General features: G+C 37.1%; 18 protein-coding genes. 14 read left to right on the top strand and 4 right to left on the bottom strand.

The features are described from left to right. The 11 genes from V7097_RS13740 to V7097_RS13790 all read left to right on the top strand — a co-directional run. Window positions 1-574 (top strand): YIP1 family protein (locus V7097_RS13740; protein WP_335704196.1); only part of this gene is annotated, 574 nt, incomplete at its 5' end. After that, window positions 567-2,831 carry a DUF5696 domain-containing protein gene (locus tag V7097_RS13745; RefSeq protein ID WP_335704197.1) on the top strand — a complete coding sequence of 755 codons (2,265 nt, stop codon included), beginning with the start codon at window positions 567-569 and terminating at the stop codon, window positions 2,829-2,831. The genes V7097_RS13740 and V7097_RS13745, both read left to right, overlap by 8 nt. Then, window positions 2,828-3,694: a carbohydrate ABC transporter permease gene (locus V7097_RS13750; protein ID WP_335704198.1), complete on the top strand. Its 867-nt coding sequence runs from the start codon at window positions 2,828-2,830 to the stop codon at window positions 3,692-3,694. Before V7097_RS13745 ends, V7097_RS13750 begins: the two co-directional genes overlap by 4 nt. A 19-nt stretch (window positions 3,695-3,713) precedes the next feature. Further along, window positions 3,714-4,676: a carbohydrate ABC transporter permease gene (locus tag V7097_RS13755; RefSeq protein WP_335704199.1), complete on the top strand. Its 963-nt coding sequence runs from the start codon at window positions 3,714-3,716 to the stop codon at window positions 4,674-4,676. Window positions 4,677-4,694: 18 nt separating this feature from the next. Further along, window positions 4,695-5,906 carry a glucoamylase family protein gene (locus tag V7097_RS13760; RefSeq protein WP_335704200.1) on the top strand — a complete coding sequence of 404 codons (1,212 nt, stop codon included), beginning with the start codon at window positions 4,695-4,697 and terminating at the stop codon, window positions 5,904-5,906. Window positions 5,907-5,949: 43 nt separating this feature from the next. Next, window positions 5,950-8,373: a beta-galactosidase gene (locus tag V7097_RS13765; RefSeq protein WP_335704201.1), complete on the top strand. Its 2,424-nt coding sequence runs from the start codon at window positions 5,950-5,952 to the stop codon at window positions 8,371-8,373. Window positions 8,374-8,455: 82 nt separating this feature from the next. Next, window positions 8,456-10,618, top strand: a complete 2,163-nt coding sequence (locus tag V7097_RS13770) for a glycoside hydrolase family 3 N-terminal domain-containing protein (RefSeq protein WP_335704202.1) — start codon at window positions 8,456-8,458, stop codon at window positions 10,616-10,618. A gap of 17 nt (window positions 10,619-10,635) precedes the next feature. Further along, a complete protein-coding gene (locus V7097_RS13775) occupies window positions 10,636-13,968 on the top strand; it encodes a GH36-type glycosyl hydrolase domain-containing protein (RefSeq protein ID WP_335704203.1) in 3,333 nt (1,110 codons plus the stop codon). Between the two features lie 84 nt (window positions 13,969-14,052). Then, entirely contained in the window at window positions 14,053-15,663 is a 1,611-nt protein-coding gene (locus V7097_RS13780; protein WP_335704204.1) for a glycoside hydrolase family 13 protein, read from the top strand. A 66-nt stretch (window positions 15,664-15,729) separates the two neighbouring features. Next, window positions 15,730-17,070 (top strand): glucoamylase family protein, encoded by a 1,341-nt coding sequence (locus V7097_RS13785; RefSeq protein WP_335704205.1) that lies wholly within the window; start codon window positions 15,730-15,732, stop codon window positions 17,068-17,070. A gap of 123 nt (window positions 17,071-17,193) precedes the next feature. Continuing rightward, window positions 17,194-17,877 carry a 3D domain-containing protein gene (locus V7097_RS13790; RefSeq protein WP_438824237.1) on the top strand — a complete coding sequence of 228 codons (684 nt, stop codon included), beginning with the start codon at window positions 17,194-17,196 and terminating at the stop codon, window positions 17,875-17,877. 33 nt (window positions 17,878-17,910) lie between these two features. Here V7097_RS13790 and V7097_RS13795 read toward each other — a convergent pair whose 3' ends face one another. Then, window positions 17,911-18,381, bottom strand: a complete 471-nt coding sequence (locus V7097_RS13795; protein WP_335704207.1) for a divergent PAP2 family protein — start codon at window positions 18,379-18,381, stop codon at window positions 17,911-17,913. 239 nt (window positions 18,382-18,620) lie between these two features. Here V7097_RS13795 and V7097_RS13800 point away from each other — a divergent pair, with 239 nt between their 5' ends. Beyond that, a complete protein-coding gene (locus tag V7097_RS13800; protein ID WP_335704208.1) occupies window positions 18,621-20,129 on the top strand; it encodes a leucyl aminopeptidase in 1,509 nt (502 codons plus the stop codon). 49 nt (window positions 20,130-20,178) lie between these two features. Here V7097_RS13800 and V7097_RS13805 read toward each other — a convergent pair whose 3' ends face one another. After that, the gene (locus V7097_RS13805; RefSeq protein ID WP_335704209.1) at window positions 20,179-20,790 is read right to left on the bottom strand and encodes a biotin transporter BioY; all 612 of its coding nucleotides are present in this window, start codon (window positions 20,788-20,790) and stop codon (window positions 20,179-20,181) included. Between the two features lie 300 nt (window positions 20,791-21,090). On the opposite strand from V7097_RS13805, the gene V7097_RS13810 reads away from it, so the two are divergent. Continuing rightward, window positions 21,091-21,858 carry a sulfite exporter TauE/SafE family protein gene (locus V7097_RS13810; protein ID WP_335704210.1) on the top strand — a complete coding sequence of 256 codons (768 nt, stop codon included), beginning with the start codon at window positions 21,091-21,093 and terminating at the stop codon, window positions 21,856-21,858. A 100-nt stretch (window positions 21,859-21,958) separates the two neighbouring features. Continuing rightward, window positions 21,959-22,417 carry a helix-turn-helix domain-containing protein gene (locus V7097_RS13815; RefSeq protein WP_335704211.1) on the top strand — a complete coding sequence of 153 codons (459 nt, stop codon included), beginning with the start codon at window positions 21,959-21,961 and terminating at the stop codon, window positions 22,415-22,417. Between the two features lie 145 nt (window positions 22,418-22,562). On the opposite strand, the gene V7097_RS13820 is transcribed toward V7097_RS13815, so the two are convergent. Further along, entirely contained in the window at window positions 22,563-22,724 is a 162-nt protein-coding gene (locus V7097_RS13820) for a hypothetical protein (protein WP_335704212.1), read from the bottom strand. Between the two features lie 280 nt (window positions 22,725-23,004). Next, window positions 23,005-23,436 (bottom strand): hypothetical protein, encoded by a 432-nt coding sequence (locus tag V7097_RS13825; protein WP_335704213.1) that lies wholly within the window; start codon window positions 23,434-23,436, stop codon window positions 23,005-23,007. Window positions 23,437-23,481: the final 45 nt, after the last annotated feature.

The following is a 23,481-nucleotide window of genomic DNA, read 5'->3' on the forward strand; positions in this document are numbered from 1 at the left end:
GATTGATAGCTTATATTATGTGAAAAAATACCAAAAAGTTTCGATCCTATCAGCATCCATTCTTTATGTTGTCTTAATTATTGAATATATTCTATCGATTTATTGGACAGGGTTTATCTTCAACAATCGAAGTTTAGAAGATGTCAATCTATTTTTAGATATTGGCGTAATACTTATACCGATTTTATTATTTATCATAGTCAACTATATGGTAAGTACGATTACAGATGGGGAAGGAAGATTTCGAGACGTATATATCGGTACAATCTATTCCCTTGCACCAGCAATCCTATTCCTAATTCCTATTACGTTAGTATCCAACATTTTAACGTTTAATGAATCGTTTGTTTATAGTTTTGCAATGCAAATTATCATTGTGTGGTCGGCTATTCTATTATTCATCACGATTAAAGAAATCCATGATTATACATTTTTTGGAACGATTCGGAACATCTTAATCACGATTTTCACTATGTTTATTGCGGTACTTGTTTTCTTTGTTATTTATGTGTTGTTTGATCAAGTGTATGACTTTGTATACTCGATCATACAGGAGGTGATTCTGCGTGTATAAAAAATGGTTGTTACTAATAATAGTTACAGTACTTCTCGGTTCAGGTACCGTTACAATATTGGCTAGTGAAGTTTCGAAACCGAGTGAAATAGAAGTCGATTCTGAATTACTAGATAAAACATTACGATACACTTCCAATCAATATACACATCCAGAAGAAAATGTGAAGCCAATTACGCAGGATGTTTCATTAATGGGCTTCGAAAAAATTGCTGAAAATGATATTGCAGAACTTTTTGTCAATACGGAGTCCCTTGCCTTAAAAGTTCTAGATAAACGTACAGGCTATGTTTGGAATTCAGGGTTAGAGGACAATGAAGAATATCAAATGAATGACACTTGGATGAATGTGGCACAGTCAGCAATCACAATTGATTATCTTGATTCTAAAGGAAAAGAGAAATCAGAAAGTATTCTAACGAATAATACAGTAGCTCAAATATCAAAAACCGAAAATGGTTTTACAGCATCTATTCCTTTCAAGGGTTCCGGAATCTCAATCGAGTTGGATGTTCAACTTGATGAAGACTCAATAATTATTCAAATTCCAAATAGCGGGATTACGGAAGAGAAGAATAAATTAAAATCTTTACGGGTCTATCCATTCCTAGGATCGGTTCATAAAGATGATGTTACTGGATATATGTTTATTCCAGATGGTAGTGGTGCATTAATGCGATTCCAAAAAAATACGATTGGAGCCAATGCTCCATATCAAGCATTTATTTATGGGCAAGATGAGGGGTTCATGCGGACATCACTGAATACCGAAAGCCGTGTAAACCCACCACAAACTATCTCTATGCCGGTATATGGACTTGTACATGGAACAAAGCAAAACGGATTATTTACCATCATTGAAGATGGAAAGGAATTCGGTGAAATAATGGCTTATCCATCAGGAGTTTCAACCGATTTTAACTGGATAACTACTCGTTACCATTATCGCTACAGTTATTTCCAGCCAACGAGTCAAAGCATGGAAGGCTATAATACGTACCAAGAAAAACGGAATGAATTTAACATTACGGAAAAGGTGACTTTATTAGCTAATGATGATGCTGATTATGTTGGGATGGCCAACACGTATCAAGATTATTTAGTTGATCGTGGTGATTTAACAAAAGGAAATGATGTAGTAGATATTCGTCTTGAATTCCTTGGTGCGGAGCTAAAAGAAGGGTTGATATGGAATTCTGTCCACCCAATGACATTGGTTACTGATATTCCTAATTTCGTGAACAAACTAAAGAGTCAAGATGTTGATAACATGCATGTTGTGTACCGGGGTTGGACCCAAGGCGGATTGACGGGAACACTTCCTAATAAATTTCCATTGGAAAAGAAACTAGGGAATGCAGCTGATTTTGAATCAGTACATGCTTTTTTTGAAGAAGAGGGGATCCCTTTTTATTATTATACGGATTATACAAAAGCGTTTGATGGTGCAAAAGGTTTTTCTGGACGATCTGATGTTGCAAGAAAAATTAATTCCCAAACAATTGGAGATTTCAAGAATGAAAGTAGCTATTATTACTTAAACCCAGAAAAGTCATTTGAAATTGCAAAAAATGATTTAGTTGATTTTGCAAAAAATGGAATTTCGCGACTTGCAATTGACACTACTGGCTATGAAGTCTTCTCTGATTTTGGTGGTAAGACCAATATGCGTCCAGATGTACAACTAACATATACAGAATTATTGCAACTGTTAACGAATGAAGTAGGTCCGCTTGCTTTGTATAAACCTAATGATTATTTGTGGAGTATCACTGAGAGATACTTGGATATACCGATGTATTCATCAAATTACAGATATGTATCAGATACGGTACCATTTATGCAAATCGTCTTAAAAGGGTACATTCCGTATTATGCGGAATTCTCCAATTTCCATTCCAACACACAGGATGACGTGCTAAGAATGGTGGAGTACGGGGCATACCCATCCTTTTATTTGACAAAAGAATCGTCATATTTATTAATGAATTCACCTTCAAAAGATTTATATACATCACAATTTGATGAATGGGAGCCAGCAATTGTTGAGCAATATACTAACATGAAAGACAGCCTAGGACAGGTGGAAGGTGAGACCATCGAAGAACGAATTATTCATGACGATGGTGTAGTAGAGGTTGTTTATTCCAATGAAAAATCGATTATTGTTAATTACACCAATAAGAGTATTGAGATTGAAGGACATGAAATTAATGCGAAAGATTTTAGGGTAGTCGACTGGGGGAGTCAGTCATGAAGCGACTAACATTAGAGCGTAAGAAAAACTTAATAGGATATGGCTTTATATTACCTTGGTTGATTGGCTTTGCCATCTTTACCGCATTTCCTTTAGGATATTCTTTGTTTCTTAGTTTTCAAGAAGTGAAGATTACCCCGAATGGGATTGTAACATCATTTGTAGGAATGGGAAATTTCGAGTATGCATTTGCAGTTGATGCGTTATTTACACAAAAACTACTCGATTTTCTAAAGGAGTTAGTCTTATCTGTTCCAATTATCATTGTATTCTCATTGATTATTGCCTTGCTATTAAATCAAAATATTAGGTTTAAAGGGATATTCCGTACCATATTCTTTCTACCGGTGATCATTACAAGTGGTCCAGTAATACAGGGATTAATGGATCAAGGGGTTACTTCCATCCCATCAATTGAGGAATATGCAATCTTTAATGCGCTAATGACCAATACAGACGGATTTTTGAACTCAATTATCGTTTATTTAATGGATAATTTAATCGTTATCTTATGGTTTTCAGGGGTACAAATCCTAATCTTTTTAGCAGCATTACAAAAGACAGACAAACAAGTGTATGAAGCAGCAAAAATTGATGGTGCATCCAATTGGGAATGTTTCTGGAAAGTAACGTTACCGAATTTATTTCCCATGATAGTAGTTAACTTAATTTATACGATTGTAACGTACTCTATTTTTGCATTAAATCCGGTGGTTGGACATATTCAAAGCAATATGTTCCAAATTGATACAGGATTCGGTTACGCTTCTGCATTATCATGGGTTTATTTCATTATTATTACACTGGTTCTCTTAGTAAGTGTAGGACTAATTTCGATAAGAGGTAACAAAAAGTACGGCTAAGAATGGAGGTTGGATGGCAATGATTGAGACCAAGGTGTCACAAAGGAAACAAACCGCTACAAATTACATCCTGAAACTAAAGAAGTTTTTCCTTGGTGCGCATGATAAAGGTGGTTTCCTACCTAAATTATGCATTTATGGTCTTCTGATTGGAATTGGGTTTGTTTATTTATACCCACTTATCTATATGGGATCGTATAGCTTTAAATCGCTAGATGACTTGCTGAATCCTTTGGTGAATTGGATTCCATCTGAATTTTATGTAGAAAATTATGAGAAGGCAAATCGTGTCATAAACTTTCTTCCAACATTTTTCCAAACTTTGTACGTAACTGCGTTACCCGCACTTGTACAAACAGTGGTTGCTGGAGTGATAGGTTATGGTTTTGCAAGATTTAAGTTCCCGTTTCATAAAACACTCTTCATTCTTGTGTTGGCAACATTTATTATTCCGCCACAAGTATTATTGATTCCTAGATATGTATTCTTTAATGATCTAGGAATTGTTGGAAGTATACAATCATTTCTATTGCCTGCTATGTTTGGCCAAGGATTAAACAGTGCGATTTTCATATTAATTTTCTATCAGTTTTTCCGTATGATTCCAAGTTCACTGGAAGAGGCAGCACATTTGGATGGAGCAGGACATTTAAGGATTTTTCTCAAAATTGCTGTTCCAATGGCTGTCCCAGCAATAATCATCTCATTCCTATTCTCATTTGTATGGTATTGGAATGAAACGACATTAGCAGCAACTTATTTTGGTAATGAATTAACGACACTCCCTCTAGAATTGCAACGGTTTGCCGCGTCATTTGAACAAATGAATGCAACAGACTTAGGTGGATCAAAAAGTAATATTAACGAGGGTATTAATATGGCAGGAACAATGCTTACTATCTTGCCGCTCTTAGTAGTTTACTTCCTTACACAGCGTTGGTTTGTGGAGGGAGTAGATCGTTCCGGAATTACGGGAGAGTAAAATCATTTGGAGGTATTTATGACAAATTTTGATGTAGTAAACGAGGAAGCAAAAAGAAGCTTTGATTTCTTTTGGAATGAAGCAAATACTGACAAAAATAGTCCAGGTTATGGACTTATCCTGGATAAAACAGGTGAAGATTCGAAGCATGTAGCAAGCATTGCCTCGGTAGGATTTGGTCTATCGGCTATTATCATTGGGATTGAACGAAAATGGATTACGTATCAAGAAGGATATGAGCGTACAAAGGGAACTCTAGAAACCTTTTTAAATAATGTAGAACATGTTGGAGGCTTTTTCTACCATTTTCTTAATATGGAAACAGCGAAGAAAAACGAGGAGTTCAATGACTGTGCCTCTATTATTGATACGTCCATATTTTTAAATGGTGCAGTAACCTCTGCTGAATATTTTGGTGGAGAAATCAAGGAGTTATTTGAACAAATCTATCAGCGTGTAGATTGGGATATGTACTATGATGAAAATAGAAATGTTTTCTACATGGGATATCATCAAGAAACGGGTGGATTTGGACAATGGGATATGTATGCGGAACAATTAATGCAATATATCCTTGGGGTAAGTTCTCCAACCCATCCAGTACCAGTAAAAATTTATCAAGGCTTTGAACGCAGAATTGGTAAATATGGAGACTATGAGTTTTATAATGCACCAGGTGGAGCACTGTTCGTTCACCAATTCTCGCATGCATGGTTTAATTTTAAAAACTACGTTGATCAGGATGGGATTAATTGGTTTGATAACTCGATAAAGGCATCCTTGGCAAGCCGTCAATTCTCCATAGATAATTCAGAAAAGTTTAAAACATATCATAAGAACTCTTGGGGATTAACGGCATGTGAGGGACCAAATGGTTATACGGTGCCAGGAACTCCACCATACTATGAAGAGGTGAACATGCAGCTAGATGGAACAGTTGCGCCAGCTGGGGCAGCCGGTTCTATTGTCTTTACACCAGAACATTCTATTGAGGCAATGAAGTACTACTATGAAAATCATCCGAAATTATGGGGTGAATATGGGTTTCAAGATGGTTATAACTTAGATGTTGAGCCTGAGTGGTATGCAGAACGAGTTATTGGGATCGATAAAGGGATCACATTACTAATGATTGAAAACTATCAAACTGGTCTTATTTGGGATTTATATATGAAAAATGAATATGTACAAACAGCTATCCAAAAGCTGGGCTGGACTAAAGAAGATTAGAGTAAATAGCAGTTAAGTATCTGAATAAGGGAGGAATAAATAGATGATTGAGATAAAAAACAAACAAATCATCATTGATGGCCAACCGAAATTAATTATGTGTGGTGAAATTCATTATTACAGATTACGTCGTAATGAATGGCAAGACCGATTAGATAAGTTGAAAGCAGCTGGGTGTAATGCAGTTGCTACGTACGTACCTTGGATTTGCCATGAACCTGAAGAAGGTGTCCTTGATTTCAATGGGAGCACAAGGGAAGAATTGAACCTCGGTGAGTATATTGATTTATGTCATGAAAATGGTCTCTATTTCTTTGTGAGACCAGGCCCATTTATTATGGCAGAGATGAAGAATGATGGAATACCACATTGGGTGTATGAGAAGCACCCGGAGATTATTCCAATTGGATGGGATGAAAGAAAGGCTACAACACCGACTTTAGACTATCTTGCACCAGCGTTCTTACAGGAAGTGAAAAAATGGTATGAAGAAGTGATGAAGGTCATTAAGCCAAGACTTCATCAATATGGTGGGAATATTATTGGAGTTCAATTAGATAACGAAATTGGCATGTTGTCTTGGGTAAGTAATGGTCCGGATTTAACTGATTTTGTGATCGACGAATTTATGATGTGGTTACAGGATCGTTATGAAAAGAACGAGTTAGACCAGCGTTATCCCTTCATTAGAGAGATACCAGCCATCTATCGACAGTCAATCCGGTCTCCACAAGAAGATTATATGCTTGAATTGCATAGAGACCTCGGCCATTATATGCGACACCGACATGCAAAATATGTGAAGACGTTAAGACAGTTTGCAGAAGCGTGTGGTGTTAAAGATATTCCATTTATAGTAAATATTCACGGAACAGGTGGCGGAAGAGGATTTACTTATCCGATAGGTATTAGTCAGCTCTATGAATCGTATACACAGGATGAGGGATATTTATCAGGTTCTGATCACTATTTTGGTAATTTAAATATGGAGACATTCCAGGATTTGTATTTAATCAATGGTCTAATGGATGCTGTTCATAATGACAATCAGCCGTTAACATCAGTGGAATTTAATTGTGGTGATGGTAACTTTGGAGAAACATATGGTGGTAGATATGATCCATCAGCAGCTGATTTGAAGACAAGAATGAGCATTGCCCAAGGAAACAGGATGCTGAATTATTATCTATTCGCTGGTGGTAGGAACTATCGAACTGAGTTTCCACTAAACGATGGAAATGACAGAATTGCCACAACTGGAGAACGACATGGCTTCGCAGCCCCGGTTGGGCCTGAAGGGGAATTAAATTATTCATACCCTCGAATGGCAAGGTCAATTCAAACAATGATGGCTGTTTCTGATAAATTAGCTGTCATGGATGAAGAATATGATGACGTAGCATTTGGTTTTATTCCTGATTATTATATGACTGAATACCATTATCCAACTAGTGAAAAGGTCAGTAAAATGTATAATAATCTAACTGCAAATCGTGCCCATGGTGCGTGGGAAATCATGGCAAGAGCAATGCTATTAGCAGGTTATCGATTTACAGCGGTAGATGTACAAAACAAATCATTAGATCCAGAAAAAACAAAAACGATTGCTTTGCCTTCTGCTCGATATATGGATCGCGATGTACAAAGGAAATTAGTCGAATTCCTTCAAATAGGTGGTAGTCTTCTACTATATGGGGAAGTCCCGTTATTTGATATGGAAGGAAAGGATTGTACCATTTTAGCGGATGCATTAGGTGTTACCTTTACTGGACATAAAGAAGCTAGTCAGGAATATTTCCTTTCTATAGAACCAGACCCTAATGGCTTTTATGCCTCAAATCCAGAGGTACGTACCCATTTTGCTCAGCACTTTGAATTAAACAATGCGAAAGCAATATTACGAGTATATGGAACAAATGAAGCTTGTGGATTTGAATCTGAAGTTGGTAAGGGAAAGGCTGTTGCCATTACAGCAGCGTATCGGTGTGATATTGAATTATTTAGAACAGTACTTGAACATCTCGGTGCTAATGTAACATTAAAACATAATTTCAAGCATCATGGAATCTTTATGACAACTGTAAAATCAGAAGATGAGCGGTTCTTGCATATATTAAACTTGGATGGATTTGACAAGGAATTCCAGGTGGATTTACAGGGAAAAACCTTGTTTGATGGAAGAACCATTGACCTTCAGAGTAGGGATGGATTGATGTTACCGTTAGATGTACAAATAAATGATCTAATAAAAATTAATTATTCAACAGCAGAAATTCGCTATATTGAAAGTAGATTAATCGAATTCCGGTTAACACAAAAGCAGGACGTCATTCAATTGGAAACAAGTTTGGATATTCAAGATAGTAATGACTATGAAATTAATCATCTTGAAGATGGTCGAGTCTTAATAAAATCAAACAAACATGCAAAAGTGGATGACAAATTAGTCGTTAAATTTGAAAAGTAGTAAATTAAGTACTTCACTAGCTCTGGATGGAACTAGTGAAGGTTAAATTTGAAACGTTTCAATTAATGCGGAGGTGTGTAATATGGAAAAATCAAAACTAGAATCATTACTTAAGGAAATGACCCTCGATGAGAAAATAGATCAATTACTTCAGTTAGCAGCCTTCTTCTATGACGGTGCAAGCAGGGATGGAGAAATCACTGGTCCGATGGAAGATATGGGGATTTCGAAAGAATCCATTCACAACAGTGGTTCCGTTCTAGGCGGCTCAGGAGCAAGGGAAGTTATTAATATTCAGAAGAAGCACCTTGAAACGAATCGATTAGGGATACCGTTATTGATGATGGCAGATGTCATACATGGTTTTAAAACAATTTTTCCAGTTCCATTAGCAATTGGAAGTTCATGGGATATTCAACTTGCAGAAAAGAGTGCTGAGATAGCTGCTCTAGAAGCAGCAGTTTCGGGGGTGCATGTAACCTTTGCGCCGATGGTAGATTTAGTACGCGACCCACGTTGGGGCCGTGTTATGGAAACAACGGGTGAAGATCCATATTTAAACGGAGAGTTTGCGAAAGCGTTTGTACGTGGATTTCAGGGTGAGGACTTGAAAAACGATACGAATCGTGTGGCAGCATGTGTGAAACACTTCGCAGCATATGGTGCATCCGAGGGTGGTCGCGACTACAACACGGTAAACATGTCTGAACGCGAGCTCCGTGAAAGTTATTTGCCTGCATATAAAGCTGCACTTGATGAAGGTGTAGAAATGGTAATGACAGCGTTTAATACTGTTGATGGGATTCCGGCTAGCGGTAACAAAAAACTAATGCGTGAATTGCTGCGGAATGAATGGGGTTTTGATGGAGTTGTAATTTCGGACTGGGGCGCAGTCAAAGAAATGATTCCACACGGTATTGCAGCTGATGAAAAAGAAGCTGCATTAAAAGGGATCGAAGCAGGTGTAGATATTGAAATGATGACATCTACATATGTTAAAAGCTTGAAGAATTTAGTAGAAGAAGGAAAGTTATCCGAAGAACTGATTAACGAATCTGTATTAAGAATCTTACAACTAAAAGACAAGCTTGGGCTATTTGAAAATCCATATCGTGCTGCAAATGAACAATTGGAAAAGGAACTTGTATTCTCTGATGAACATCGCAAAGTTGCACGTGAACTAGCAACGAAATCTTGTGTTCTATTAAAAAATGAAAATATTCTTCCGTTAAGAAAAGAACAAAAGGTTGCATTGGTTGGTCCGTTTGCACATAACGGCGATATATTAGGACCTTGGTCTTGGGGAGGTTCTAGAGAAGATGCCATTAAATTAGAGGATGGAATTAAGACTAAGATTGGAATAACACAACTGATTTCTGCTCAAGGCTGTGATATCGAAACAGGGTCAGAGGAGCAATTAAATGAAGCTATTCAGGCTGCAACGAAAGCAGATGTTATTGTATTAGCCCTTGGTGAACGAAGTGAAATGAGTGGTGAAGCAGGATCCCGTGCAGATATTCGCTTACCACAAATTCAATTGGACTTAATTAAGAAAATGAAAGAATTGAATAAACCTATTGTGGTAGTGCTATTTAATGGTCGTCCACTTGATTTACACGGTGTAAATGACGAAGCAAATGCAATAGTAGAAGCATGGTTCCCTGGATCTGAAGGTGGCTTGGCTATCGCTGACTTACTATATGGTGATGTGAATCCATCAGGCAAGTTAACAATGTCTTTCCCATATTCAGTTGGTCAGATTCCGATTTATTACAATCATTACAATACGGGACGTCCAGATATTAATAAAAATCCTGAGGAACGTTATGTATCAAAATACTTGGATATTCCTAATGAGGCGCTTTATCCGTTTGGTTATGGATTGAGCTATACAACCTTTGATTATAGTGACGCCAAAATCTCAAGTCAATCTATTGAAAAAGACGAAACCTTAAGCGTTTCAGTGAAGGTAACAAATATTGGGGATGTTGTAGGGGAAGAAGTTGTTCAATTGTATGTTCGAGATTTAGTTGGGGAAGTCGTTCGACCGATGAAAGAATTAAAAGGATTTGAAAAAGTGACTTTACAACCGGGAGAAACGAAAGAAGTAACCTTTACAGTAAATGAAGAACAGCTACGGTACTTCCATTCTGATCTATCTTATTCAAGTGATGCTGGTAAGTTTAACGTGTTTGTTGGTCCCAATAGTATCGAAGGTATAGCACTAACATTTGAATTGAAATAAAGAGAGGGTGCATAAATATGACGACATCAAATTTAAGGAAAATTACTGCAGGAAATTTAAGCTTTACCTTTTTAAATAGTGGAGATATTTTAGAAGCAAACTATCAGAATATCATGGTTAATCAATGGGTTGCTAACCAAGTTGATGGATCTTTAAATAATTTATACCTTCGTATTCATCGCGAGAACGGAATTCAAGTAACTCCATTATTAGGGGTTCAATCAAACAGTGCAGTTGCATTTTCTAATAATGCTGTTACATGGCAAGGTTCAGTAGAAGAAGTCACCTATGACGTTAGTTTTCGTTTGGCAAAACAAGGTGTTTGGTTCTGGGAAATAAATGTGGATGGCAATGGGGTTGGAGTGGATATTGTTTATGGCCAAGATATAGGAATTGCTGATAAAGGTGCAGTTCGAAACAATGAGGCTTATCTTGCACAATATATTGACCATTCGGTATATGAGGATACAGATTTTGGCTATGTTGTATGCTCAAGGCAAAACCAGGGACAATCAACTGGTTTTCCATACCTACAACAAGGTTCTTTATCGAAATCCGTTGGTTATTCAACGGATGGATTCCAATTCTTTGGTCTTTCATACAAGGAGACAAACCAACCAGAAGTTTTAACGAAAGATCTTCCGAATGAAGTATACCAATATGAATTTGCTTATACTGGACTACAATCTGAAAAAGTTATCCTTGATGGAAAAACACAGTTTGTATTCTATGGACTATTTCAGGCTTCCCACCCAGAAGTTGTAAGTAAATTAGAATATAAAGAACTTGTAAAGCAGGCTTGGGAAGAAGTACAAGCCGAGCCGAAAGGTGAAGCAGAGCCAATAGACAAAGTAAAACTACAGAATAATATTGGTACTCCATTACTAACTGAATCCTTAACAATGGCTGAAATTGATAGTTATTATCCTAATCGTCAACAGGAGGAATGGGATGGAGATACATTGCTTTCATTCTTTACTAAAGATCATGAGCATGTTGTGCTAAAGGAGAAAGAATTACTTGTCGAACGTTCCCATGGTCATATATTAATGAGTGGTAACAATGACCAGGTAAATGATAAAACTATGACAACAACAACTTTTATGTATGGAATCTTTAATGCTCAGTTAGTTGTTGGAAATACAAGTTTTAACAAAATGCTTTCAAATGTTCGTAATTCGTTGAATCGAATGAAAACCTCCGGACAACGTATTTATATTGAATTAGATGGCACATACCAGCTATTAACCATGCCTTCTAGTTACGAAATAGGCTTTAACTATACTCGCTGGAATTATAAAACAGAAAAAGATACATTTATTGTTACAACATATACAATTGTCGATTCACCAGAGGTTCATTTGCACATTCAATCTAAAAGTGGGCTGAAATATCGTTATCTAGTTACCAACCAAGTAACTTTAAATACAAATGAACTTGATGCTCCTTTTCATATTGAAAGAGATGGAAGTGAATTAACATTTACAGCTGACAAAGCATCAGATAATGCCAACATTTATCCAGGTTTAGCTTATCGTATGCAAATACTAGGTGCTGAATTTAAAGTTACTGATGAAAGTGCGTTAGTACAAAATGTGGAGACTAATTCAGCATCCTTAGTTGTCTTTGAATTAGAAGAAACATCAGAATGGAATGTGGCAATCCAAGGTCTTCTTGAAGGAAAACAATTCCCATTCGTTATTCGCAATCTAGAAGAAGAAGTGAATCGTTATCGGGATTATTATAGTAATTTAATGAATGGATTCCACTTATCTAAAGGTGGGGAAGTATCTCCACAATTAGATAAAGTAAATAAATTAGCATGGTGGTATACGCACAACATGCTCGTCCATTTCTCGTCACCACACGGCCTTGAGCAATATGCAGGGGCAGCATGGGGAACACGTGATGTGTGTCAAGGTCCTACAGAATACTTTTTTGCTACACAAAAATATGACAAAGTTAAAGAAATTATTTTAAACGTCTTCCAGCATCAATTTGAGGACGACGGCAACTGGCCGCAATGGTTTATGTTTGATAAATATTCTCATATTAAAGCAGGGGAAAGCCATGGTGACATCATCGTTTGGCCATTAAAGGTATTAACCAATTATTTAGAAATTACTGGTGATTATTCGATCTTATCGGAGAAAGTACCATATACAAAACGTCATGTTCATACCTTTACTGAGGAATCAGCAACGATTTTAGAACATGCAAAAAAGGAAATTCAATATATTAAAGACCATTTCTTACATGGAACACATTTGTCTTCTTATGGTGATGGGGATTGGGACGATACATTACAACCAGCCAATAAACAATTGAAAGAATTTATGGTTTCTAGCTGGACTGTAGCGTTGACTTACCAAGTGTTTAGTAAGCTTTCGGTTGTTCTTGATAACTATGATGTAGATTGGGCAGATGAAATAAAAGCATTAGCTACAGGAATTGAAGCGGATTTTCATAAATATATGCTTGGATCTGGTGTGGTACCAGGATTTGTTTATTTTGAAAATCCAGATGAAGTGGAATTAATGCTGCACCCAACAGATAATAAAACAGGTATCCACTACCGTCTATTGCCAATGCAAGAGAGTATTATTAGTGAGTTATTTAATAAAGAGCAAGCCGAGGAACATTATCAAATTATTAAAGATAATCTTTATTGTCCTGACGGAGTACGTCTAATGAATCGCCCTGCAAATTATAAAGGTGGGATCAGCACACACTTCCAACGTGCAGAAACAGCTGCAAACTTTGGGCGTGAAATTGGCTTACAATATGTGCATGCTCATATCCGTTTTGTCGAAGCCATGGCTAAGCTTGGTAAGGAAGATGAAGTATGGAGTGGCCTAGCAAAAATCAATCCAATAGGTATACAAGATGTGGTACCAAATGCTGAGCGCAGACAAGCTAATACTTACTTTAGTTCATCAGACGGGAAATTTAATACTCGTTACGAAGCACAAGAAAATTTTGACAAACTGCGAGATGGTTCAGTAAAAGTAAAAGGTGGATGGAGAATCTACTCCAGCGGTCCTGGAATTTATATGAATCAATTAATCTCTAATTGCCTAGGTGTTCGCCAAGTAAACGGAGGGATTATTGTCGATCCAGTATTACCTAGAGAACTCAATGGTTTGGAGTTCAGGTTTACTATAAACAAAAAGCCCGCAACATTCATCTATCATTTAGGTAATGGTGAACAAAGCATTGTTGTCAATGGAGAAGAGGTAATGATTAAAGAATGGAGTAACCGTTACCGTCAGGGTGGTATGTATGTTGACAATTTACAATTGGATGCAATATTAAATTCTGAGAAAAACATTATTGAAATATACGGGTAAGTGCTATCACTCCCCGATCAAGAAGGGAGAACGGTTTATCGTTCTCCCTTTTCCTTAAATTATAGTAGGAGGACTATTATTATTATGAAAAAAAAGTGGTGGCACAACAGTGTTGTCTATCAAATCTATCCACGTAGTTTTCAAGATTCAAATGGGGATGGAATTGGGGATTTACAAGGAATTATTTCACGTCTTGATTACTTAAAAGAATTAGGGATTGATTTGATATGGTTATGCCCTGTGTACGCATCGCCAAATGATGATAATGGGTATGATATTAGTGATTATTATGATATTAATCCCGAATATGGAACAATGGATGATATGGAAGAATTAATTGCCGAAGCAAAAAAGCGCGGTATGGGGATTATGATGGACATTGTGGCTAATCATACATCAGATGAACATCCGTGGTTTATCGAGGCATGTAACAATAGAGATAGTAAATACCGTGATTTCTACGTTTTCCGTGATGGAATAAACAGTACACCACCAAATGATTTAGGTTCGATTTTTGGTGGGAGTGCATGGCAATACAGTGAAGAAGCGGGGCAATATTATTTGCACTTATTTAGTAAAAAACAACCGGATTTAAATTGGCATAATCCAGAGGTACGGCAAGCTATGTATGATGTATTGCATTTCTGGATTAACAAAGGAATTAAAGGATTTCGATTTGATGTTATCGATTTAATTGCTAAAGAAATTGATAATGGAATCATTGGTAATGGTCCACTTTTACACAACTATATTCAAGAAATGTACGATAAAGTGTTAAAGGACGCTGACGTAGTAACGGTCGGGGAAGCAAATAATGCGGACTTAGAACAGGCATTATTATTTTCAGGTGTTGATCGCAATGAATTAAATATGGTCTTTTCTTTTGAACATATTGCCCTTGATGAAGTCGCAGGCAAGTCGAAATGGGATTTAAGACCATTGGAATTAGCAGAGTTAAAAGAGGTTTTTTCAAAATTACAGCATGGCTTAGCTGGAAAAGGGTGGAACAGTTTATTTTGGAACAACCATGACCAGCCTCGTATTGTTACAAGGTGGGGAAATGATTCCAAATACCGCTATGAAAGTGCGACTAGCTTAGCGACTATACTTCATTTGCTACAGGGAACACCGTATATATATCAAGGTGAAGAAATTGGTATGACTGGTGTTCAATTTGATACGATAGATGATTATGCTGACATTGAAACACTCAATATGTATAAGGAACGGTTAGAAAAAGGCTATAGCCAAAAAGAGATTATGGAATCCATTTATGCAAAAGGACGAGATAATTCGCGTACGCCAATGCAATGGGATTCTTCTCAACAGGCAGGTTTTACAACTGCAACTCCATGGATAAAAGTGAATCCAAACTATGCTGAAATTAATGTAGAAAATGACCGTCATAGCAAACGATCTATTTTTAATTATTACCAAAAGTTAATTGAGTTAAGAAAACAGCATGACATAATTGTTAATGGAAACTATGAATTGCTGAAGACTTCTGACGATATTTATGCCTATAAGCGTGTCATGGAAGATGAGAAATGGTATGTCGTATGTAATTTTACAGATAAAACAGTTGAATGCAATTTGGTTGAAGAACATGTTTCTATCATACTTCAAAACTATCAGTCTCCCATTCAGTCTGGTATTTTAAGACCGTACGAGGCATTGGTTTGGAGAGAAAAATAGAAAAGGGATTCCCAAATAAAACATCTGTTACATTGGCTGTTAAAATATCAAAGGAAGAAGTTGCTTATGAAAAAAATTGCATACTTAGTTGGAAGTGCACTGATTGTTGTAGGAGTGATTTTTGCACTGTTACAGGGTTTTAAGTCAGGAGAAACAGAATTTGAAAAGGAACTTTTTAGTATAGCAGAAGATACGTATCAATTTTTTATTGATTATACAGATCCAAATACAGGGTTAACGTTGGATAGAGTAGATATTGATGGGAAAGTTGTAGAATATAGTCAAACATCACCAACCAATATTGCCATGTATCTAGTAAGTACTATTTCTGCAGCAGAGTTTGACTTTATATCGAAACAAGAAGCGAAGGAAAAAATTGAAGTTACTTTAGATTCATTACAACAAATGGAAAAATGGAATGGGCTCTATTACAACTGGTATTATACGGAGGATGCTTCCCTTATGACTGATTGGGGAGAGTTTATATCTACTGTTGATAATGGGTGGTTAACAGCTGCTTTAGTTGTAGTAGGACAGTATTTTCCAGATTTAGCGTCTATAACAGATCCATTGGTAGACGAAATGGATTATTCCCACTTATATGATCCGAAAATAGGTCAGATGCGTGGAGGTTATGATGTCTCACTAGGAAAAGTAACTGATCATCATTACGGTATGCTCTATTCAGAGACAAGACTTGCAAGCTATGTAGCTATAGGGAAAGGGGATGTGCCAGCGGAGCACTGGTGGAAGTTATACCGTACATTCCCAAAAGAATTTGATTGGCAAAACCAAATTCCAGTTGGTGAAACTAAAAACTACGATGGTATAGATGTTTTTGAAGGCCATTATGAGTACGAAGGAATTAAGTTTGTTCCGAGCTGGGGAGGCAGTATGTTCGAAGCTTTAATGCCACCACTCTTCCTTAATGAGCGAGAACTCGGTAAACAGGGATTGGGTTTAAATAATGCAAGACATGTACAAGGCCAAGTTGCATTTGCCAAAAAAGAAGGTTTTGAAGTATGGGGATTTTCGCCTGCAGCCATTGTTAATAGATACAATGAATTTGGCGTTTCTAGTTTAGGTACGGAAGGCTATGATGATCAGGCTACTGTCACACCGCATGCTTCTATACTTGGATTAGAATATGCGCCTGAAGCAGTCGAAGCGAACATTGCTATGCTAAAAGAACTTGGTACATTTGGTGAATATGGTTTTTATGATACGATTAATTTAAATACAAATGAGATAGCTAAAAGCTTCCTAGCACTTGATCAAGGTATGATTATGATATCAATATCGAACTTTTTAAACGATGGTTTAATTCGTAAGTATTTCCATGCAGATCCAATTGGGAAATCACCAGAGTATTTATTAAAGGAAGAAGTGTTTTCAATAGGGGAGTAAGTACGGTCAGAAAAAAAGGAAATAAAGCAAGATAAAAGTGTAAATAAGAATAAATTTCCACCCCTTCACGAATATTTTCTAACCGAAATGGAAAGAAATAGAGTCGTGAGGGGAGTGGGAAATGTGTTTCATTTTAACACAATAATAAGAAGAAGTGCAATGACGATATTAGTAGCATTTGCACTGTTTACTACGTTCCAATCTTTTTCAGGCGTGCAGACGAATGACCTTACAAATTGGGCAAGCGACCATATTAAAGATAAATCGCAAACAGTTGTCAAAAAGAGTATAGGACTGGTCTCAAAATTTATGTTTTTTATTCATGGAAATAAGACAGTTACGGCTTCGAATGTTGAAAGTACCTTAGCTATCGAAGAAGCAATTGATTTTTCAAAATACCCGACAAAAACAGTTGTCGCGACTGGATATACAGCGGGAGTTGAATCAACAGGTAAAGATGCAAATCACCCATCCTATGGGATCACCTACTCGGGTGTAAAGGTAAAGCGCGACCTGTATTCTACTATTGCTGCCGATTTAAATGTCTTCCCAATAGGAACCATCCTGTTTATCCCAGCTTATGGGTATGGTGTGGTTGCTGACAAGGGAGGAGCTATAAAAGGAAATAAAATTGATTTGTATTATGAAACAGTGAATGATGTTTATAACAAATGGGGGAAGAAAACCCTTGATGTTTATGTGATCAAAATGGGTGACGGTAAAATATCTGAAGAAGAAATCGCTGCAATGAATGAGGATAAGTCGATGAAGGTATTCCGTCAACAAATATTAGGTGAAAAAAGTTAAATGGCTAATCGCAATGATTAGCCATTTTGTATTTTACAGTATATGAAGTACTAATGTTAAAAAGATCCCAGTTAACCCACCAAAAAATACTTCGATTGGCTTATGTCCTAATAGCTCCTTTAACTCACTTCGTTTACTAGCTTCATCAAGCTTTGGCCATAGTTTTGCATCCTCAGCAAATTTTTGAAAATCCGCAACAAGTTGGTTTAGAACTGTAGCCTGCTCACCAGCATGTCTGCGAACGCCAGAAGCGTCAAACATGACGATGACGGCAAATACTGTAGATATCGCGAAAAAAGGAGAACCGACTCCTTGCTCAAGGGCGATCCCAGTTGTTAAGGCTGTTACTGCAGCTGAATGGGAACTTGGCATACCTCCAGTGCTCGTAATCAAGGACCAATCAACTTTTTTAGTCACAATAAAATGTAGAGGGACCTTAACAAATTGTGCAAAACCAATTGCAGCAAGTGCGGCCCAAAGGGGGAAATTTGTAAAAAGCTCCATGTAAACTACGTCCTCTCGTCAAAAACACTTTTTTCTCTTTTAAATTGGATAAGTTACTTTCCTAATTTTTAGAATAATTTTTAGAAAATTAATTATAAATTGTGCAGCAAAACTTTACTATTATTATAAAAGAATTTACGTAAGCCTGCAAAATGAAATCTTACCCAATGGTTGTTAGATGAAATTTAGTGTCTCGAAGTATATAATAAAAAGGTGAAAATAAGTTGGAGGTGTACATAATGTTTACAGTAAAAAATGAAGTAACGTTACATGATGCCCATGAAGCAATACTCATTGGTTTATATGCTAAAAATCAAAAGACAACTGGGCTTACTCACGAATTAGATACATTAGTTGACGGTCAAATTACAGTGCTGTTAAAAGAAGGAGACATATCAACGAAGCGAAATATCGTTTCCAAGGTACATACATTAGGAAAGGCACCTATTAAACGAGTGTATTTTCTCGGGCTTGGAAAAGAGGATGAGCAATCCTTTGAATCTCTTAGGGAAGCATTCGGAAAGGCTGTTAAAGCAATCGATAAAGCAAAAGTTGAAAGCTTTGCAATTGGATTAGATACCTTTGTAACCGAAAGGCTAGAAGCCGGGGATGTTGCTCATGCATTTGGAGAAGCACTTGCATTGTCTACATATAAATTTGCAGATTATAAGCAAAAGTTAAATGAACCAGAAAAGAAAATTGAGGAAGTAATCGTCTATACGAAAGACGATACAGATGAGGTTGAAGCAAGTTTAACAGTAGGATATGCATATGGACAAGGTACAAACTCTGCTAGAACTCTTGTAAATCTACCAGGAAATATGTTAACTGCAACAGATTTAGCAAATTATGCAGTTGAACTAGGAAAGAAAACTGGGTTTGAGGTAGAAATCCTCGAAAAAGAAGATATGGAAAAGCTCGGGATGGGCGCTCTTTTAGCGGTAAATAAAGGTTCTGTAGAACCGCCGAAAATGATTGTCCTCAAGTATCAAGGGAAAGAAAACTGGGAGGATGTCATCGGTCTAGTCGGAAAAGGGATTACTTTCGATACAGGTGGTTATTCGATTAAGCCAAAAGACGGTATTGTGGGTATGAAAACAGATATGGGTGGTGCAGCTGCTGTATTAGGTGCGATGGAGATTATTGGTGAGCTACGACCTGAAAAGAATGTTGTCGCAGTCATCCCATCAACCGACAACATGATCAGTGGTGATGCATTTAAGCCTGACGATGTGGTTACATCTATGGATGGCAAAACCATCGAAATCCTAAACACAGATGCGGAAGGACGTCTAGCATTAGCAGATGGGATTACATATGCGAAGTTCCACGGAGCCTCTTATTTAGTCGATGTCGCAACATTAACAGGTGGAGTGATTGTCGCTCTAGGTAATGATATAACTGGCGCAATGACAAATAATGAAGCCTTTTTCGAAGAAGTGCTGCAAGCTTCATTGGAAGCGGGGGAACCTATTTGGCGTCTACCAATTACAGAAAACCATAAGAAGCGTGTTCGTAAGAGCCAGGTGGCGGATTTGAACAATTCACCAGGACGTGATGGACATGCAATTTTTGCAGGTACTTTCCTTGGGGAATTCGCAGAGATTACACCTTGGGTACACCTTGATATAGCTGGAACAGCAACAGCTTCATCTGCTCATAATTTAGGGCCAGCAGGTGCAACTGGTGTTATGGTCCGTACACTTGCAACCTTGGTTGAAAGATTTGGCGATACAACAGAAGAGTAGACCATTTGAAGTAAACACCCCACGAAAAAATCGTGGGGTGTTTGCATTTTTAAGAAGCCTTTGTTGAAATATGATTCCAAGAATTTCTTGTCACTGCGCGATAAATTCTTGGAGAAATAAATGCTGCAAAAATAGTGAAAGCGAGGTCCTTCACAATAAACCAAGCCATTACTGCCCATGCTGCTCCGTAGCTCATTTTAACCTCAAGCCAAAAATTTAACGCAAAATACATATAGTTTGTTCCAATGAAATAATTCATGAAAAGACCAACAAATGCAGCAAACATGAATGTTTTTAATGTTGGTGACCCCTTTGCATGTTCAACTATTTTTCCAGCGAAATATGCTGTTGCAATAAATGATAAAATAAATCCACCCGTACTTCCAATAAACGGGGTAATACCTGCTTCAAAGCCCGAAAATACAGGTGCTCCCGCAACCCCAATTAACATATACACAATCATTGAAATTGCACCTAACCGACTCCCGAGTAGAAGCCCTGCTAATACGGCAAAAAAGGTTTGCATGGTCAGTGGAACTCCGGCGACCTGTAAAAATGGTACCATTGAAGTAATGTTTGCACCGATTGCCATTAGTGCTGCAAACATCCCTACATATGTAATTTCTATTGCTCGAATCCGTGGTTTCGTTACTGCTGTCATCTTATGTTAACCTCCATGTTTTTGTAGTTAACAAAATCGTAAATCAAGAATAATTATATGTCAACATAAAAATAAAATGAGTTAACAAATAAAAAGGAGTGTCATATGATTTTGAAAACGTTGATAAAATATTCATAGAAGATTTCCTTTTCAACTTCAAACCTTTAAAATATGATACCGTAATCTTTACTAATTGTTATAGTTAAAAAACATATTTGCTGTCCATTGTAAGAAAAATGTGTCAAAAGGGATGTCCTGTAAATATAATGCACATATCCGAAAATGTTGGGAGCTGTCGGAATGAGTATTGGAATTGTATTAATGGGCCTTTTTGTCGGTTTTTTGGTTGGATTAACAGGGGTGGGTGGAGCGGCATTATTAACCCCATTTTTAATCTTGATTGGCGTCAATCCGCTAATTGCAGTCGGAACAGATTTTGTCTATAACTCCATTACGAAATTTTTTGGATCTGTTCAGCATTTTCGACAGAAAACAATTAATTTTAAGCTAGTGAAATATCTGGCTATAGGCAGTGTTCCTAGTGCAATCATAGCTGTTACTACTTTGCATTTTGCAGGGGGAGATAAACTTTTGCAAGGAGAAATTGTGAAGCATGCCCTCGGATATGTACTCATGGTTGTCGCAGTTGCGACCGTGATAAAGTCCTTGTTCAGCTCCCGTTTTCCTCAAAGTTCCTACAGTATAAAGCCCATTGAGGATAAAATAAAAACCACCATTCTTCTAGGTGCTCTCCTTGGTTTTATTGTTGGATTAACATCCGTTGGTTCTGGGTCGCTTTTTGCACTTGCGATGCTATTATTTTATCAATTACGAGCCTCCGAATTAGTTGGGACAGACATCGCACATGCGTTTATATTAGTCACGGTAAGCGGCTTGTTTCACGTAGGCTTTGGGAATGTGGACTTTCTCTTAGTCATAAATTTACTTTGTGGTTCGATTCCTGGTGTAATCTTAGGAAGCTCTTTAACAACAAAGGTTCCAATGAAACCACTGCAAACAGCCATAGGAATCATCATTTTTATAAGTGGGTTGAAATTGATTTATTAAGTCGGAAAAATTGATAATATCTAGACCTTAGTGTAAAATTACACTAAGGTTTTTAACTTTCTCCAATAAGAGAATGCGAAGGAAAATATAGGTGATTATTATGGATAAGGAACATTTAACTGAAATACTCTCTGAAAAAATAAAGCTAATCCGGACTGAAAAAGGATATACACAGGATAAAATGGCTGAGATCTTAGGGATATCGAAAAAGACATTAGTGCAGATTGAAAAGGGAAGAATTCAAGCGGGATGGACATGTATCGTAGCGGTATGTGCATTATTTCGCGATAGTGAGATTATCCAAACAACTTTAGGGGGGGACCCTATTGATGTCATCGAAATTATCGGCCGAAATGGGATTGATCGTGCGAAAGAACGTACTATGGGTGGTAAGGTGTGGTGGAAGGATCTCAAAAAGGAAGGAAAGTTTCGTCTCCAACAAAATATGATTAGCCAACACTTTCGTATTTTAGATGATGCCAATCTTAGGTGGTATTCGTCGTTTGATAAAGAGGAAGCCTATAACAGGCTAGAAGAAATTTTAATTGAATCCAACTAAAAACGGGGCGTAATCTACTTGGCCCCATTTTGCTTCTTCTTTGCAGTTTTGCTTTTTAAATACGTAGATGAAGTTAAGTTGTTATTCATAGCAGCTTCTTCGTTAAGTCTTTCTTTTTTCGCCATTTAACTTCCTCCATGTATTATTAGTGATCAATAGAAAAATCATCGAAGTGTTCGTTTAGATATTCATTTTCGCCAGTAGCGAAATTTATATTTCGAAGGTCAAGCTCAGGATCAAGCTGATTCACGAGCTGTTCTTCTTTGCTTTTTATAGGTCTTAGAGTATCTCTATCTTTAACTTCCATTAATATTACCTCCTCGTGTTTTTATCATGTCCTAAACCGTATAAATTTCATTCTTACAAATAAAAAAAGAACGATAGGCAAATTTTTACCTGCGTTCTCACAAATATTTTATTTAATTAAATACACCTTGGCCCACACAAGGTTGGTCAAAAGGACATTGCCACAGGATGTGGCGTTTTTAGACTTTAATCTTACTGCTCGAAAGTTTCATTTTTAAAATCGCATGTCTCCGCCGGAGGCTCTAAGTTTATTCATTGGGGTGAACCACTACGGAATAAACTTACCGCCATCTTAATGCAATTGTTAATTGACTGGATTTTGAGCCTGCTACACTTGCTTCTAATTTAAGATTTAAACCATCAGGATTAAAGGTTGCTTTAACTTTCGACTGAATTCCTGTTGTTTTTAGCAATCGATCTACTTCCTTATCGTTTGATGCCTGTGCTGCAGCCATTACCTTTTTCGCAAAATCCTTTGAATCAGCTAATTTAGCAAGTATTAGGCTTGCATCTTTCATTAGAATTCGCATTTCTTCTGCTGATTCCTTAAATAAAGTCGGATCAACATCGGGTAATTTTCGATAATCGGTGTACGGGTAATACGACCCGTGTTCAGGAAATACAGAATGTCTTGTAATGTTTGAGTAATAGCCTGGATACAATACAGTTCTTGGTGGTCCTTGACGTCCATAAATATACGGATGATAGTACAAATGGTAGACCTCCCTTAATCAAATACGCTTTGGCGTATTTGCGCC

Origin of the sequence: Bacillus sp. JJ1562 (assembly GCF_036962705.1) — a bacterium.
Taxonomy (GTDB): Bacteria; Bacillota; Bacilli; order Bacillales; family Bacillaceae_L; genus Ferdinandcohnia.

Coding starts and splice junctions, on each gene's coding strand:
- V7097_RS13765 (WP_335704201.1), top strand. CDS start 5,950: ATGATTGAGATAAAAAACAAACAAATCATCATTGATGGCCAACCGAAA.
- V7097_RS13810 (WP_335704210.1), top strand. CDS start 21,091: ATGAGTATTGGAATTGTATTAATGGGCCTTTTTGTCGGTTTTTTGGTT.
- V7097_RS13780 (WP_335704204.1), top strand. CDS start 14,053: ATGAAAAAAAAGTGGTGGCACAACAGTGTTGTCTATCAAATCTATCCA.
- V7097_RS13795 (WP_335704207.1), bottom strand. CDS start 18,381: ATGGAGCTTTTTACAAATTTCCCCCTTTGGGCCGCACTTGCTGCAATT.
- V7097_RS13815 (WP_335704211.1), top strand. CDS start 21,959: ATGGATAAGGAACATTTAACTGAAATACTCTCTGAAAAAATAAAGCTA.
- V7097_RS13800 (WP_335704208.1), top strand. CDS start 18,621: ATGTTTACAGTAAAAAATGAAGTAACGTTACATGATGCCCATGAAGCA.
- V7097_RS13775 (WP_335704203.1), top strand. CDS start 10,636: ATGACGACATCAAATTTAAGGAAAATTACTGCAGGAAATTTAAGCTTT.
- V7097_RS13750 (WP_335704198.1), top strand. CDS start 2,828: ATGAAGCGACTAACATTAGAGCGTAAGAAAAACTTAATAGGATATGGC.
- V7097_RS13785 (WP_335704205.1), top strand. CDS start 15,730: ATGAAAAAAATTGCATACTTAGTTGGAAGTGCACTGATTGTTGTAGGA.
- V7097_RS13760 (WP_335704200.1), top strand. CDS start 4,695: ATGACAAATTTTGATGTAGTAAACGAGGAAGCAAAAAGAAGCTTTGAT.
- V7097_RS13770 (WP_335704202.1), top strand. CDS start 8,456: ATGGAAAAATCAAAACTAGAATCATTACTTAAGGAAATGACCCTCGAT.
- V7097_RS13755 (WP_335704199.1), top strand. CDS start 3,714: ATGATTGAGACCAAGGTGTCACAAAGGAAACAAACCGCTACAAATTAC.
- V7097_RS13805 (WP_335704209.1), bottom strand. CDS start 20,790: ATGACAGCAGTAACGAAACCACGGATTCGAGCAATAGAAATTACATAT.
- V7097_RS13820 (WP_335704212.1), bottom strand. CDS start 22,724: ATGGAAGTTAAAGATAGAGATACTCTAAGACCTATAAAAAGCAAAGAA.